The sequence below is a fragment of the Neobacillus sp. DY30 genome (assembly GCF_030123065.1).
In the GTDB taxonomy this organism is placed as follows: Bacteria; Bacillota; Bacilli; order Bacillales; family Cytobacillaceae; genus Neobacillus.
This window is the reverse complement of sequence record NZ_CP126093.1, coordinates 2,806,022-2,821,540: the sequence shown is the minus strand read 5'-3', so window position 1 is coordinate 2,821,540 and position 15,519 is coordinate 2,806,022. Positions and strand designations below refer to the sequence as shown.

Annotated in this window: 14 protein-coding genes and 2 riboswitches; of the genes, 2 read left to right on the top strand and 12 right to left on the bottom strand. The window is 39.7% G+C overall.

All coding sequences use genetic code 11. From position 1 onward, the window contains the following. Positions 1-11 precede the first annotated feature (11 nt). The 4 genes from glyA to QNH29_RS13580 form a co-directional block, all read right to left on the bottom strand. Positions 12-1,262, bottom strand: a complete 1,251-nt coding sequence (gene glyA / locus QNH29_RS13595) for a serine hydroxymethyltransferase (protein ID WP_283865282.1) — start codon at positions 1,260-1,262, stop codon at positions 12-14. A gap of 193 nt (positions 1,263-1,455) precedes the next feature. After that, a riboswitch (glycine riboswitch) is annotated at positions 1,456-1,558 on the bottom strand. Positions 1,559-1,659: 101 nt separating this feature from the next. Continuing rightward, positions 1,660-3,054 (bottom strand): amino acid permease, encoded by a 1,395-nt coding sequence (locus QNH29_RS13590; RefSeq protein WP_283865281.1) that lies wholly within the window; start codon positions 3,052-3,054, stop codon positions 1,660-1,662. A 327-nt stretch (positions 3,055-3,381) separates the two neighbouring features. After that, positions 3,382-3,481, bottom strand: a riboswitch (glycine riboswitch). Positions 3,482-3,609: 128 nt separating this feature from the next. Beyond that, the gene (locus QNH29_RS13585) at positions 3,610-4,533 is read right to left on the bottom strand and encodes an SGNH/GDSL hydrolase family protein (protein WP_283865280.1); all 924 of its coding nucleotides are present in this window, start codon (positions 4,531-4,533) and stop codon (positions 3,610-3,612) included. Between the two features lie 237 nt (positions 4,534-4,770). After that, positions 4,771-5,436: a nitroreductase family protein gene (locus QNH29_RS13580; RefSeq protein ID WP_283865279.1), complete on the bottom strand. Its 666-nt coding sequence runs from the start codon at positions 5,434-5,436 to the stop codon at positions 4,771-4,773. 245 nt (positions 5,437-5,681) lie between these two features. Here QNH29_RS13580 and QNH29_RS13575 point away from each other — a divergent pair, with 245 nt between their 5' ends. After that, positions 5,682-6,299, top strand: coding sequence for an NUDIX hydrolase (locus tag QNH29_RS13575; protein ID WP_283865278.1), 618 nt, complete (start codon positions 5,682-5,684; stop codon positions 6,297-6,299). 206 nt (positions 6,300-6,505) lie between these two features. Continuing rightward, entirely contained in the window at positions 6,506-6,955 is a 450-nt protein-coding gene (locus QNH29_RS13570; RefSeq protein ID WP_283865277.1) for a hypothetical protein, read from the top strand. 77 nt (positions 6,956-7,032) lie between these two features. On the opposite strand, the gene QNH29_RS13565 is transcribed toward QNH29_RS13570, so the two are convergent. From QNH29_RS13565 to QNH29_RS13530, 8 genes are all read right to left on the bottom strand, one after another. Beyond that, entirely contained in the window at positions 7,033-7,521 is a 489-nt protein-coding gene (locus QNH29_RS13565) for a peptidoglycan recognition protein family protein (RefSeq protein WP_283865276.1), read from the bottom strand. Then, positions 7,512-8,348 (bottom strand): protein phosphatase 2C domain-containing protein, encoded by an 837-nt coding sequence (locus QNH29_RS13560; RefSeq protein WP_283865275.1) that lies wholly within the window; start codon positions 8,346-8,348, stop codon positions 7,512-7,514. The genes QNH29_RS13565 and QNH29_RS13560 overlap by 10 nt, the downstream gene beginning before the upstream one ends. Positions 8,349-8,544: 196 nt before the next feature. Then, complete coding sequence (locus tag QNH29_RS13555; RefSeq protein WP_283865274.1) at positions 8,545-9,831, bottom strand: Glu/Leu/Phe/Val family dehydrogenase; 1,287 nt, start codon at positions 9,829-9,831, stop codon at positions 8,545-8,547. 120 nt (positions 9,832-9,951) lie between these two features. Further along, a complete protein-coding gene (locus QNH29_RS13550; protein WP_481858832.1) occupies positions 9,952-11,352 on the bottom strand; it encodes an amino acid permease in 1,401 nt (466 codons plus the stop codon). Positions 11,353-11,742: 390 nt separating this feature from the next. Continuing rightward, positions 11,743-12,021 (bottom strand): YokU family protein, encoded by a 279-nt coding sequence (locus QNH29_RS13545; protein ID WP_283865272.1) that lies wholly within the window; start codon positions 12,019-12,021, stop codon positions 11,743-11,745. Positions 12,022-12,023: 2 nt separating this feature from the next. Further along, complete coding sequence (kamA, locus tag QNH29_RS13540; RefSeq protein ID WP_283865631.1) at positions 12,024-13,433, bottom strand: lysine 2,3-aminomutase; 1,410 nt, start codon at positions 13,431-13,433, stop codon at positions 12,024-12,026. A 73-nt stretch (positions 13,434-13,506) separates the two neighbouring features. Next, a complete protein-coding gene (locus tag QNH29_RS13535; protein WP_283865271.1) occupies positions 13,507-13,986 on the bottom strand; it encodes a GNAT family N-acetyltransferase in 480 nt (159 codons plus the stop codon). Then, positions 13,974-15,494: a M81 family metallopeptidase gene (locus tag QNH29_RS13530; RefSeq protein ID WP_283865270.1), complete on the bottom strand. Its 1,521-nt coding sequence runs from the start codon at positions 15,492-15,494 to the stop codon at positions 13,974-13,976. The genes QNH29_RS13535 and QNH29_RS13530 overlap by 13 nt, the downstream gene beginning before the upstream one ends. Between the last annotated feature and the right edge of the window lie 25 nt (positions 15,495-15,519).

Below are 15,519 nucleotides of genomic sequence, written 5' to 3'. Positions count from 1 at the left end.
ATACTCCCTTCTTATACTGTGATTGCCTGTTGAAATAACGGATAGGCACTACAGATGGCTTTGGTTGTTTCTTTTGCTTTCTCTAGAACGGCTTCGTCCCCTTTACTCTTCAAAACAGCTGCGATTACTTCCCCGATCTTCACCATTTCATCCTGCTTCATTCCACGAGTTGTTAGAGCTGCTGTACCCATCCGGATCCCACTTGTAACAAATGGCTTTTCCGGATCATAAGGGATGGTATTTTTGTTGACTGTGATCCCCGCTTCTTCTAATAATTTTTCTGCTGCTTTCCCCGTTAAGTTCCACGGACGTAAATCTAAAAGTACGATATGATTATCTGTTCCGCCAGAAACTAGGGCAGCACCATGGTTCTTTAATGTTTCTCCTAATGTTGCAGCATTTTCAATAACTTGTTTCGCATAATCCTTGAAGCTTGGCTGTAATGCCTCGTTGAATGCAACTGCCTTCGCTGCAATGATGTGCATGAGCGGACCGCCTTGAATTCCTGGGAACACTGATTTATTCATCGCTTTAATGATTTCTTCGTCATTTGTTAAAATAATACCGCCGCGCGGTCCTCGGAGTGTCTTATGTGTAGTGCTAGTTACAACATCCGCATATGGAACTGGTGATGGATGAAGACCTGCTGCAACGAGTCCTGCAATATGGGCCATATCCACCATCAATTTCGCACCAACTTGATCTGCAATCTGTCTAAACCGTGCAAAATCAATTGTTCTAGGATAAGCACTGGTGCCCGCGATGATCAATTTAGGTTTTTCCTTTTTTGCAATTGCTTCTAGTTCATCGTAATCAATCAATTGATTATCTTCTCTGACACCGTACGATACAACCTCAAACCATTTACCTGAAACACTAACAGGACTTCCGTGCGTTAAGTGTCCGCCATGCGAGAGGTTCATCCCCATCACTTTATCTCCAGGTTGAAGCAAGGCAAAGAATACAGCAAAATTGGCTTGAGCACCTGAGTGAGGCTGAACATTGGCATATTTTGCTCCAAACAGCTGAGTGAGACGGTTAATGGCAACTTGTTCTGCGACATCGACAAATTCACAGCCCCCGTAGTATCGCTTCCCTGGATAGCCTTCTGCATATTTGTTCGTCAACACACTACCCATTGCTTCTAGAACATCCTGGCTTACAAAATTTTCAGAAGCAATTAGTTCCAGCGTTTGGTGCTGACGCTGCTGCTCTTTCTGAATGGCTTCAAAAATAGTGGAGTCATTTTGTTGTAAACTCATTCCCGTTTCCCCCTTGAGTGTTGTATTTGCTACCTAATCTGGTTATCACCTGTTTTTTTGCACGCAAAAAAGGACAGAAAAGGGTAGCACTCGGCTTGCTTCTACCCTTCTCTGTCCTTTTACCTGAGAGTTTAAGTTCGATTAAGAACCTTCCCCTTTGGTGGCATACATTGATATGCGCTCTCCAGAGTTGCGTCCAGTTGTGGTTCCATCTACCTGAGAGATTTGTTCCAAGGGTCTTTTTGGAACTTGCTCCTTCGGTGGCGTCTTAGCTTGCACTCTCCCACAACCATCTTCCGCGTATTAATTTTTAATATTTTCAGAATAATAGGAACCGTAATTCAAGTCAAGCTTTTTTGTAAGCGGAATCAAAATTTTTAAAGAATATATTCTTTCGTTACCGCTTAATATCTGCTAAATTTGGCTGATTCTCCGGTTCTGCATAATCCGGCTTCGATATGATTATTTTATAAATTGCTATCAGCATGATAAACCAAACAGGTGTTACAAACAAAGCGATGCGGGTGTCTTCCGCTAGTGCAAGGACGACAAGAACGAACGCCAGAAAAGCAAGGATTAAGTAGTTAGAAAATGGGAAAAGCGGCAATTTGAATTTGTTCACTTTTGCTAAATCAGGTCTAGTTTTTCTGTATTTCAAATGGCTGACGACCGTAATTCCCCAGATAAAAATGAAACAAACTGTAGAGATACTTGTAATCAGTGTAAACACCCCTTCTGGCATAACATAGTTCAATATGACGGCAATCAGGATGACAATAGTGGAAAAGAACAATGCATTGGCAGGTACTTTACGAGAATCTAGTTTTGCTAATGGTACAGGTGCATTTTTATCTTTAGCAAGCGCGTAAACCATCCGGCTTGTGCTGAAGATGGCACTGTTACAGGCCGATGCTGCTGAAGTTAGTACCACAAAATTGACAATCCCTGCAGCTGCTGCAATACCAACTGCTACAAACACTTGGACAAATGGACTTTTCGCTGGATCAATAGCATTCCACGGGTAGATACTCATGATGACAATGAGGGCGCCGATATAGAAAATTAAAACGCGTATAGGGATATTATTGATTGCTTTTGGAATTACTTTCTCGGGGTCTTCGGTTTCGCCTGCTGTAAGTCCAACAAGCTCAATCCCAACAAACGCAAACACTACCATTTGGAATGATAGAATAAAACCATTTATGCCATTTGGGAACATGCCGTCGTGGCTCCATAGATTGGAGAAACTGGATGCGCCGGAATCTGTTGAAAAGCCTTTAATTATCATGAATATTCCGATAAAAATGAGCGCAAGAATCGCAATGACTTTGATTATAGCGAACCAAAATTCCATCTCGCCAAAAAGCTTTACGGTAGCTAGGTTCATGATGAGCAAGACAACTAGTGCAATTAATCCTGGCATCCACTGTGGTACTTCCGGAAACCAAAATTGAGTATAGAGACCTACTGCTGTTAAATCGGCCATTGCAATTGAAATCCAGCAAAACCAATAGGTCCAGCCAGTAATGAATGCTGCCATATTCCCTAAATAGTCTCGAACAAAGTCCACAAAAGAATGATATTTCAAATTTGATAAAAGCAGTTCTCCCAGTGCACGCATGATTAAAAAGCAAATTGCACCGGTAATCAAGTAAGCAAATAATATCGATGGACCTGTTAAATGAATCGATTTACCTGCTCCAAGAAATAATCCTGTACCGATAGCACCGCCAATTGCGATAAGTTGTACATGCCTGTTTTTTAACCCCCGCGCCAATTTTTCTTCCTGCAAATGAATCCCCTCTTTCTTCTTTTTTCAGGATCATAAATATCCCTATAAAGTTTCGTCTCCTATTCGTCAAATCCGCAGAGATAAGCGCTTACATTTTGTTAAAAAATAAATATTTAGCGACAAGCCTTATTTGGCACCTGGTACCGCTGGACTCCACTAATTTGTTTTCTGACTGCTTTACACCCTCCTATTTCTGGTATTCTCTATTTTTCTCATCAAAAAAACACAAAAAAAGGGCAGAGAAAAATAGGCGTGTTTCCTATCTTCCTCTGTCCTTTTACCTGAGAGTATAACTCCTTTGGTGGCACATGGCGCTCTCCAGAGACGCGTCCTATTGTGGTCCTTTTACCTGAGAGATTGAGCCCTGTTTGGGACTCTTGCTCCTTCGGTGCTAAACAATCCGTTTAGTCTCTCCCACAATATTCATCCGCTAGTATGAAATATAAATTTATACTAGTCTATGAATATTGAAATGTCAAACAAATTTTCAGAATTTAAATATTATTGCGAATACAATAAGACAAACGAACTAGAAGCTTTTTACTCTTCTGGGCCTTATGACGAAACATCTACTGTGTTAATCTGGGCTTCTTTCAAATAATCTAACACGCGCTGAGCCATTAGTTTATAGCCGGTGGTGTTTGGGTGGAATTCATCTTCTGCCAACAAGTCGGTGTTAGAATTACTGAATAGGTCCTTCGTTGGAATAAACCTCACATTCTCATATTCTTCTGATACTGATTCTCCAGCAGCATTCCAGCTGTCAATGATCATTTCAAGTTCTTTTATTTCAGCAAAATGCCGTTCAAATGGATTGTAAAAACCAATTAAATATATTTCGGTATCTTTGTTCAAATCATTAATTTTATTAAAAATAGCCCTTAACCGCTCTGCATATTTCACCCTCTCTTCTTGAAAGGGGTCCATTGTAACATTCATAAAATTAGACTTTAGTACATTCATAATATCATTCGCACCAATTGTAATCAGGACAATATCACTTTCTTTAATCGCAGATTCAATATCCTCTTTCTCTAGCCTTTTCAGTAATTGATCTGAACGATTTCCTTTTTTACCATAGTTTTCTACGGTAATTTTTAGATTGTTGTCTTCAAACGTGTGATTGAGAATTCCTACATAACCGCCATATTCTGACTCATCTCCGATACCTTCAGTGAGAGAGTCCCCGATGGCTACAATCTGCTGTTCTTTCTTAAAGAAGTCTAGTGCAACTTGTAGTGCTTCCCTTACCTTATCCTTTATATTTTCGGTTATTGGCTTATTACTGGTATCTTCCTGTTCTGTTTTACCCTCTTTTTCCACTTCGGGAGTTTGAACTGTACGGTCTTCTGTACTTTCTGATTGTTCTTGGTTAACAGAAGCAACCGCCTTTACATTTTCTATCTTCGTTTCATTTCGATCTGGTAATAGGAAATATAAACAGCCGCTTAATACTATTAGACCAATTATTATACTCATAAGCGTTCCTTTTTTTTTCTTCAAAATAATCACAACCTATTACTATTCTAAAATTATAATCTAAGAAAATACTTCTAATATATAGTTATTCATTTTAACATGCATGGCAACATTGCGAAAGACAACAAATATTACAATTCTTAGATAATTTCGCTAAATGGGTTGCTGTCCTGAAACAAACGAACCCTGTTCTCAGTTTGAACGGGGTTCGTTTTTAAAAGTTTTTATAGGATTGTATCAATCTTTTTCAGGCATTTCATTAAAGAAAGCTACATCTTCAATCGGAAGACGTGTAGTAGGATGTCCCGGTTTTGCTGCTTTTCCGATCGCAATCAGCATGACCGGCACAAACTGCTCGGAAATTCCGAACGCTTCAACGAACTTCGCTTTATCGTATCCTCCCATTGGGACCGTGTCGTACCCTTTGGATCTTGCGACAAGCATAAGCTGCATGGAGATAAGGCCGCCATCTGTAAATACGATTTGGCGGGCTACTTCAGGAGACAGGTTTGAGTACATGCCCACAGTTCGTTCGATGAATGAGGCAGCCGTATCTGCCGGCATAAATCCTGCTTCAACAGCTTGTCCATAGATTTTTTCAGCCTTCTCGTAGCTTTTCACATCGCCAAGGACTGCAATAACGGCAGAAGCTTCCACTACTTGTTGTTGGTTAAAAGCGATAGGCAAAAGTTTTTCCTTTAACTCCGGTTTATCGATGACGAGAAAACGCCATGGTTGCAAGTTTGAAGATGATGGAGCTAAGGTTGCGAGCTCTAGCATTTCCGTCATTTCTTCAAGTGAAATCTTTACTGATGGATCGTACGCACGGACAGATCGGCGTTCACGGATAACATCTAAGAACATTTGCTGTTCGATTTTTTCTAAAGTTTGAGAGTTTGACATTATAATTCCTCCTAGTATCACATGATCGTATTGTTCAACTCTACTATGAACATTTTAAGAAAGATTCTTATATTAGTAAGGGGGGTTCCCAATCATTAATAATCTTACTATGTAACCTTACTCACATTGAATTCAATTGTCAAAAGTAATGCATTAGTAATTTTCCCAAAAGTTGTAGCAAATGTTTGCTTGTTACATATAATTGGTAATAGTAAATATTATTAGACAAGCTGGTGGTGTTGTTATTGGAACCGAAATGGCTGGATTGGGCGAAACAGCTTCAATCCATAGCACAGGCGGGATTAACGTATTCAAAAGATGTTTATGACTTGGAGCGATTTGAATTAATTAGAAATATCAGCGTAGACATTTTAGCGCAATACACAGAGATGGACAGGCCTGTAATCAAAGATTTATTTGTAGGTGAAACGGGTTACGCAACTCCTAAAGTTGACATTAGGGCCGTGGTCTTTCAGGATGACAAAATCCTGATGGTCCGGGAAAATACAGATGGAAAATGGGCATTACCTGGCGGTTGGGCTGATATTGGACATACCCCAAGTGAAGTTGCTGTTAAGGAAGTAAAAGAAGAAGCAGGATTTACTGTAAAACCGATCAGAGTTATAGCGGTAACCGATAAAAAGTGCCATCCACACCCTCCGTCCGCTTATCATGTTTATAAAATATTTATTCAGTGTGAAATTATTAGCGGGCAGCCAGCTAAAGGAATCGAGACAAGTGAAGTGAAATTCTTTGCGGAAAACGAACTGCCTCCCCTGTCTATCGCTCGGAATACGAAATCACAAATTGAGATGGCTTTTAACTACTTAAAAAATCCCGATCAAGCTGTTTATTTTGATTAATTAACGAAATCTGTAAATGTAAGAAACCAAGATGAACTTAAATTTCATCTTGGTTTTTCATTTCTACTATTAATGCCTCGTCTCTTCTCAGCTTTTTTTAAGTTTAATACATTCTCTGAATTGGTCCATATTAATGCAACCTTTTTAATTAAAATAAGGATTAAAGTGCATACTATTTTCGATCACAACATTTTAGGGGGATACCTATGTCAACCAAGAAGGTTATTGACGTCTCAATCGCGACTATAAGAAACTATGGAACTAAGCACGTCTCGCCAGATGGCTTTATTTGGGGAAGGATTGTCCGCGCTGTAGACGATGATCAGATATTTCAGTCAGAGGTCCTATACGATGGGCCAGTGAACATTCCGCCAGGTGAGAGTCGGACTATCGGCGTAAATAAGCGACTTACAGTTCATTACTATGGCCAGGAGAGCGAAGGGCATCTTAACCAAATGTTGGTCTTTCAGAAAGACCTGAAGCAACGCTATGTTGTCTCCGGGAACGCTGAAGAGTTGTGGTATTTTGGCCCATACAGCGAAAAGGTACCATTTGACGAAATCGCTGGATTCCAAACATTCACTACTCTCTATAACACTACCGAGGGCCACAAAATCGAGGTAGTATATACGGTAAATCTCGTATCCAGTAATTAAAAAAACACCGGGTTTTTACCCGGCGTTTTTCTGAAGTTCCTCGATATAATCCAGCAGCAGCGCTACATTTTCTGGATTCACCTGGTCAAGATCGCCTTCCACCAGGAGCTTATATCGCAATTCTTCATATTGGAGTTTTTACCTGGACAACTTTTTGCCATGCCATTTACTTCACGATGTCCAAGAATTTGAGCAGTTGATAAATGATATTGATCTAATAGGAAACGGCAGAGTTTACTCAATGATTTTAGCTGCTCAATTGAGGGAGGATGAATATCAAAATTTCCTGCTAAACATATACCAATTGATTTTTGATTATAGGCGTAGGCATGTGCTCCGACATGATATCCTCTGCCTTTCATGATTTCACCATTTTCCTCAATAAAAAAATTGTACCCTATTCCACTCCATCCACGATCATCCTGATGAAAACGATGGGTCTTATTTACATCCCAACCTATTTGTTCGGTATGGTGCACAATGATGTACATCACAACTTTTAGAGCAACAAGGGGTTCTTTAAACAATAAATTACTATCTTTAATCCATCCTGGTTCTACATACATGGATTTAACTCCTCATCACGTAAGCTAATTATGATCCCAGCCTTATCATCTGACCTAAGATTATTTTTTTTCTCATATTGTTCTAATTCCATAGAATATACTTGTAAGCCGATTGTTTGTATCATTTTAAATGTTTCTTCAATTGAATAATTAGGATGAAACAGGCCATCAGTTAGTAATAATATTCTTTTGATTTCACGGGAAGGGACTTGACCATACTGAATAAAATTTGCTACCTCTTCTTTCCCATTGGCCACACTGTAACCATATTCCTTATTGGCTAATGAACGATTAAAGATTAGCTGGTGAGTATGCTCCTGAAAATACGCCTCATCTGGAAGATTAACTCCTTGCATTCTTAGTTCCTCACGATAAGCCTTCGCTCGAAAACTAATATCTTTTACGGTATCTCTTGTTAAAGGTTTTATGGTTCCATTTCGATCCTCAGCAATGATCATACAATCTCCAAGCTGCGCATAAGAAATCTTGCCTTCATCTTCAACTTTTATTATGGCAGCACATGTGGACCAAAGTTCTTCATATTTTTCCTGATTCACCTTGTATTTTTCCATTTGTTCTCTCAACATTTTATTAGCAGCCATGATTCCTTCCACTAATGAAAGGTCATTTCGGTATAGTCCAAAGAAATAATCTTTAAAAATATTTGATGCTAAATATGCCCCGTTCATTCCGTTTTCATCTTTGAATGGTACTATTGGAGTTGCGCCATCAAAAACCCCATAAATATTTATCTTTTCATTTAATACGATTGAATCTTCACTTACACGTTTGTGAGGGGCAGAACTAAAAAAAGACTCAACTTTCATTGGTTGTCCACCTTCTATTTTATTAATAAAGACATTATATGAACTAATAAAAATATTTATCGTTACTAATTTTCTGTTTCATTAGAAATGTTATCACTAGTAGCTAAGTAACTATTCAATAATCACAAAAAACCTCGCATTATACCTGCAAGGTTTTTTTGTGACTGAAGTGATTCTAGCTTTCACCTTATAAAATTTATACCCAGCCTCTAAACCTTGAGGCTTCAGACATTTTACGAACACCTACCATGTATGCGGCTAAACGCATATTAATATTCCGTCTCTCGGATGTTTCAAAAACATTATTAAACGATTGGACGAGCACCTTACGAAGCTTTTCATTAACTTCTTCTTCACTCCAATAATAGCCTTGGTTGTTTTGAACCCATTCAAAATAGGAAACAGTTACTCCTCCTGAACTCGCTAAAACATCCGGCACTAACAGAATTCCTCTATCAGAAAGTATTTTAGTCCCTTCTAGGGTTGTTGGGCCGTTAGCTGCCTCGACAACAATCGAAGCTTTGATATTATTTGCATTAGCTGATGTAATCTGGTTGGAAATCGCAGCAGGAACAAGAATATCACAGTCAAGCTCGAGCAACTGTTCATTTGTAATCGTGTTATCAAACAATGTTGTTATCGTTCCAAAGCTATCTCTACGATCTAATAAGTAATCAATATCCAAACCATCTGAATCATAAAGCGCACCATAAGCATCCGATATCCCAATGACCTTTGCACCTGCATCATGCATAAATTTTGCTAAAAAGCTCCCTGCATTCCCAAAACCTTGAACGACCACTCTAGCACCTTTGATGGCAATTCCAAGTTTTTTTGCAGCTTCCTCAATGCAAATAACAACTCCTTGTGCGGTAGCCTTTTCACGGCCATGCGAGCCACCAAGTACAAGGGGTTTTCCTGTAATGAATCCAGGCGAATCGTATTCACGAAGCCTGCTGTATTCATCCATCATCCACGCCATAATTTGTGAATTTGTATAAACATCTGGAGCAGGTATGTCCTTAGTAGGTCCTACAATTTGGCTTATTGCCCGAACATAAGCCCTGCTTAGCCGCTCTAGTTCTCCCATTGACATCTTTCTTGGGTCGCAAATAATACCGCCTTTTCCGCCTCCATATGGTAGGTCGACGATGCCGCATTTTAAACTCATCCACATCGACAATGCCTTAACTTCGTCCTCATCCACTTCTGGATGAAAACGAACTCCTCCTTTAGTCGGTCCAACCGCATCATTATGCTGAGCACGATATCCAGTGTATATTTTAGTCGACCCGTCATCCATTCTAACAGGCATACGAACAGTGAGCATTCTCAATGGTTCTTTTAATAATTGGTACATATCATCTGTATACCCTAATTTATCTAAGGCTTCTTTTATCACAATCTGTGTTGATGTTAAAAGGTTCAAAGACTCATTTGATTTTTGTTCTGTAATGCGCTCTGTTACCCCTACTTCACCCATATGGCACCCCTACTGTATTAATTGGAAATCAAAGACAACACTTTTTGCATTCGTTCAATCGACCAATCTAACTCCCCATGGCTAATAATGAGTAGCGGAGCAAAACGAATCACGGTATCTCTATTTAGATGACATCTCATCAAATGAACATTCGTTTAGTGGAACGACCTTCGTTTTATGAACAAGTTTATACCCGAGCCATAATCCTAAAAAGATTGGTAAACCAATATAGGACACGGCTACTCCATACCAATCAATCTCACTAGTTAAAAAAGCTTGATAATTTTGACCAAAAATGACAATGACACACATCGCAAAAGCGAGAATTGGACCAAGCGGGAACCATTTCGCTTTAAATTTCAAATCATTCATGTCCCTGCCCTGGGCGATATAAGCTTTTCTAAAACGGTAGTGGCTGACTGCAATTCCAAGCCATGCAATAAATCCCGTTAAACCTGACGCATTTAATAACCATGTATACACTTGATCTCCAAAAATGGACGTTAAAAAGGCCAATCCTCCGATAATGGTCGTTATGACAAGGGCATTCATCGGAATCCCGCGATCATTTACATTTTGTAAAAATTTAGGTGCCTGACCGTCCTTTGCCATGGACCAAAGCATGCGTGTCGATGCATATAAACCGGAAGTACCTGCCGATAAGACCGATGTCAGAATGACAGCATTCATAACAGATGCCGCAAATGCAATGCCCACTTTCTCAAATACAAGGGTAAAAGGGCTGACAGCGATGTTGTCGACATCCCTGCTCAACAGGTCAGGACTTGTATAAGGTATAATTAGGCCTATGACAGCAATGGCAACGATATAAAATAGTAGAATCCGCCAAAATACTTGTCGAATCGCCCTTGGTACGTTTTTCTCTGGGTTTTCGCTTTCTCCTGCAGCAATCCCCACGAGCTCCGTTCCTTGAAATGAAAAACCTGCGATTAAAAAAATACTTAAAACGGAGAAAAGGCCGCCATTAACAGGCGCATGTCCTACTGTAAAGTTTTTAAACCCGATATACTGTCCGCCCAGAATGCCGAAAATGGTGAGCAAACCGACTCCTATGAAAACGATGATTGTCACTACTTTTATTAAGGAGAACCAATACTCGGATTCTCCGTAACTTTTCACCGACAATGCATTCAATAAAAAGATTAGACCTAAAAACAATGTACTCCACACGATGCTCGGTACATCCGGAAACCAGAACTTCATAATAATAGCTGATGCAACTATTTCAACCGCAAGTGTAACAGCCCAGTTGAACCAATAGTTCCAACCGAGCGCAAAACCAAATGCTGGATCAACAAAACGGCTGCCATATGTTGAAAAGGATCCCGAAAACGGCATTAAGGTAGCCATTTCTCCAAGACTTGTCATCAAAAAGTAAACCATGATGCCAATAACTCCATAAGCTATTAGCGCTCCACCAGGTCCAGCTGTTTGAATGGATGACCCTGTTGATAAAAATAACCCTGTCCCGATTGACCCTCCAATAGCAATCATCGTCATGTGACGTGCCTTTAGACTGCGTTTAACATGCCCTTTGCTTTCATCACTATTCTGAACCTTCTGATTATTTTGGTCGTTTTTATAGTTTTTGAGTGCTTCCATTCTTGTCCTCCTTCATTTTTGTACGATAAGCATCTATCTAACTTTTTAGAAAGCATTATCCATCTGTTTTTTCGATGTAGGTACTTAGCTGACAAGAAAACGCATACAAATAATCATAATAAATAAACCTCAATCAGTTGAATGATGTTATCCCTACTGATTGGTTGCTAAACCTTCTATTTCTTATGGGCAATTTATCCCCGCATTGAGGATGACGAGGATTGATTGTCCATAAGAATAAAATTCATCTCTCGCTTAATATCGAAAAAACGAGAGATGGCTTGATAATTATTTCGAAAAATCAAAGTAGTTTCGCTTCAATAAGCGTGGAGCGGCCATAAGTGTAGCATACTTCATACTTTTTTCGAGCTTTGAGCAATCGATTAAAAATAGATGATCCTCAATTTCTTTCACCGTATTATCTGTTTGATAGGTCATACCGCATTCCAAGCAATGAATGGATGGCGTGTCCTTAATTTCGATCGCATTCGTTCCATCTGGAAGTTCCCAATATACGGTGTTGCTTGTTTCACGTGCTGTGTCAGATTCGCACCATTGACAAATCAAAATTATTCCTCCTTTGCTCCCACTGTTTCATATTTCTTCATTTGCGATTGGAATTTTTTCTCTTTTAACTCGTCACGTTTGTCACGTTTATCTTTTAAGGAACTATGCTCAGTATTTTCATTATACGTTTTGCGGCGATCTAACCGTTTTAATCCTTCAGGTGTAAGGTTAAATTTTGAATCATCAATAATGGATAGAACACCATTACTTTCAAACTTTTCAAATACTTCAGGATATACCTTTTTGTAGTAATCCTCTGCACTGCCTGACTGATAATTGTTTGGTTCTGGATAAGATGTAATAACACCTTCAAAGTTACGTAATACGACTTTATTAGAACTTTGAGAAATGATATAGTTCGGCTGCAATGGAATTTTGCCTCCTCCACCCGGGGCATCAACAATAAATGTCGGAACGGCATAACCCGATGTATGACCACGAAGTCCTTCCATAATTTCCAATCCTTTGCTAATTGGTGCACGGAAATGGCCAATCCCTTCTGATAAATCACATTGGTAAATATAATATGGACGTACGCGGATTTTAACAAGGTCATGCATAAGCTGTTTCATGATCGGTACACTGTCGTTAATACCTGCCAAAATAACAGACTGATTACCAACAGGTACACCAACATTTGAAAGCATTTCACATGCACGCTTCGATTCTTCCGTAATTTCAATAGATGTATTGAAATGTGTATTTAACCAAACTGGATGATACTTTTTCAAGATATTACAAAGATTTTCGGTAATACGCTGTGGGAATACGACAGGTGCTCTTGTACCGATACGAATAATTTCTACATGTGGAATCTCACGTAAATTCTTTAAAATATATTCTAAAATATTGTCATTAATAAGGAGCCCGTCTCCTCCGGAAATTAACACATCTCGAATCTGTGAGTTAGATGCGATATAATTAATTGCTGTGTCTAACTGTTTCTTTGGTACACCCATTCCGATTTGTCCGGAGAAGCGTCTTCTTGTGCAGTAACGGCAGTACATGGAGCATTGGTTTGTTACTAGGAATAACACGCGATCCGGATAACGATGTGTTAACCCAGGTACTGGTGAATCTTCATCTTCGTGAAGGGGATCTTCTAAATCATATCTTGTTTTATGCAATTCTGCAGAAATTGGAACAGACTGCATTCGCACCGGACATCTTGAATCATCTGGGTCCATAAGCGATGCATAATATGGCGTGATGTTTAATGGTATTGTTTTTGTTGAGATTAAAACCCCTTCTTCTTCTTCTGGTGTTAAATTAACTACTTTCTTTAAGTCTTCTAAATTTTTGATCGTATTCGTCAATTGCCAAACCCAATCGTTCCATTGCTCCTCTGTAACATCCTTCCAAAGCTCGATTTCTTTCCAATGTCTTTTTGGTTTGAATAAAGTGTTTCTCATCATAAACTCCTCCTAAAATCAGCCTATTTTTTATCGACCATTTTTTGTGATTTCTCCTTCGATCATTACGATATTAAGAAATGAGGTATTCCATATAATAGCGATTTTCCCCTTGGCCAAATTCATCTAATCTTGTCTCTTTTATGACAAACCCTAATTTTTCATACAACTTGACGGCGGCCTTGTTTTTAGTACTGACCGTTAAGCAAACCTTACAAAAACCATCTTGCTTTAGAATCGGATAAATTTCCTGTAAAAATAATTTCCCGATTCCTTTCCCTTGCTGGTCGGAACGGACATAAAACCCAAAAATGTAGGCTTTCTGAATATCATTGTAAGCTCTCATCACTTCGCAAATTGCAATCGGCCTTGGATCATTTTGCTGCCGGTATTGAATGAGTTTCCCGTAGCGTGTAAGCGGGACAAGGGTTTGCTCATCTACTGCTCCTAATCCCGGAAACGCATCTTGCTCAAGCTCCATCATCATTTTTAGTTGTTCTGGATTCAATGAAGCTGGTACTTCGACATAAAAGGTTTTGTTCAATGTTTCCATTTTTCTGTCCCCCTTGGTTCTACTTCATATTCGATATCATCCAGCGGCCAGATTGGCTTAGGAATGTAACGATACGTAAAAGTTGTTAACCGATTGGATGCAACACCAGGTGCATCCACATAAATGATACGGCCCACAATCGGCTCAAAGGCTGCCCGAAAATGGTTTTTTGCCTTTAACCCAAGAATTCTCTTTGCCTGAGGCTCAAGGCCAATATGACGAAACATTTCCGGATCATTTGCTGACATCGGCCTTCCAACGAGGAGGATATCTAAATTGCCAACACGTATGTGGACCGCACCCTTTAAATCGACTCTTAAATGCTGATTAAACGGTCCAGAATTGTGAAATACACCGTCTGATAAGGCCACTACCGTTGCTTCGACTTGTACGGACTCCCCAAATTCAGGCGATACTTTCCCTCCAAGGGACAACAATACCTTATTTCCGGTTCCCTTCTTGCGGCAAGCCTCAATGGATTCTGGATCGTAGAGTCCTCCAAACAGGGTGTCAGGAATGTTCATTTTCACCATCTCCCGCAGCAGCTCTGTTGTATCCCCGCTCCCACAGCTTAGAGGATTATCCGAGATGTCCGCCAGCACGACCGGTTTGTCATCTTTAATAGACATCGCCAAATCGAGTCCTTCTTTTACACCGGGCAAATCCATGATAAATTCTTCTTTTACACTCCAGAACAAGGAAGCCATCTTTTGGGCTGTCTCTTTTCCTTTTTGTGGATCAAGCGAAACAACAAGTACACTTGCACCGACCATGGGAATATCCGAGTAAGGAAAGCCACCAAATACGGACACATTATAAATTTCTTCTGCCTCTTCGGCTTGTTTCGCCCACTCTATCATTTTGTGCATCGGCCCTTCTGCAGTCCTCATATTGATAGAGGGAGGCATCATCGGCAATTTTTCAAAAGAAGCATAATAATGTACACCTTCCTTTAATTGCTTCATTAAAGCCATTGAAGCTTGAACCCCTTGTTCATACATATCAACATGTGGATATGTTTTAAATCCAAAATGAAGTGGTGTGTAATGAATCATTTTTTCACTTAAATTGGCGTGCATATCCAGTGTTGTCGCAATCGGGACACTTGGTCCGATCAACTCACGAATTTTTCCTAGTAAATGCTCTTCCGGATCAAATAGGTCCTCCACGACCATTGCTCCATGCAGTGCCAGCAATAAACCATCGAGCCGTCCAGCCTCCCGGATAGACTGCATCATTTGCTCTTCTATGATAGAATACGCTTCAGCTGATACTACGCCCGATGGGACCGCTGCCGCACAAAGCAGCGGCACGATTTCTACTTCCTCCTCCTGTTTCAATACATCCAGAAACCCGCCCACTTCTGTTTTCGTTCCTGTATAAACATCATAAATTTCATTACCGATAAAATAGCCTTCGTTTCGAAACTGTTTGATTTCGGTTTTCATCGGGCTGAAACTGTGGGATTCATGGTAAAAGAATGCAATTCCAATACGGTGTTTTCTCATATTCTCCCACCTTAAAATAGATATG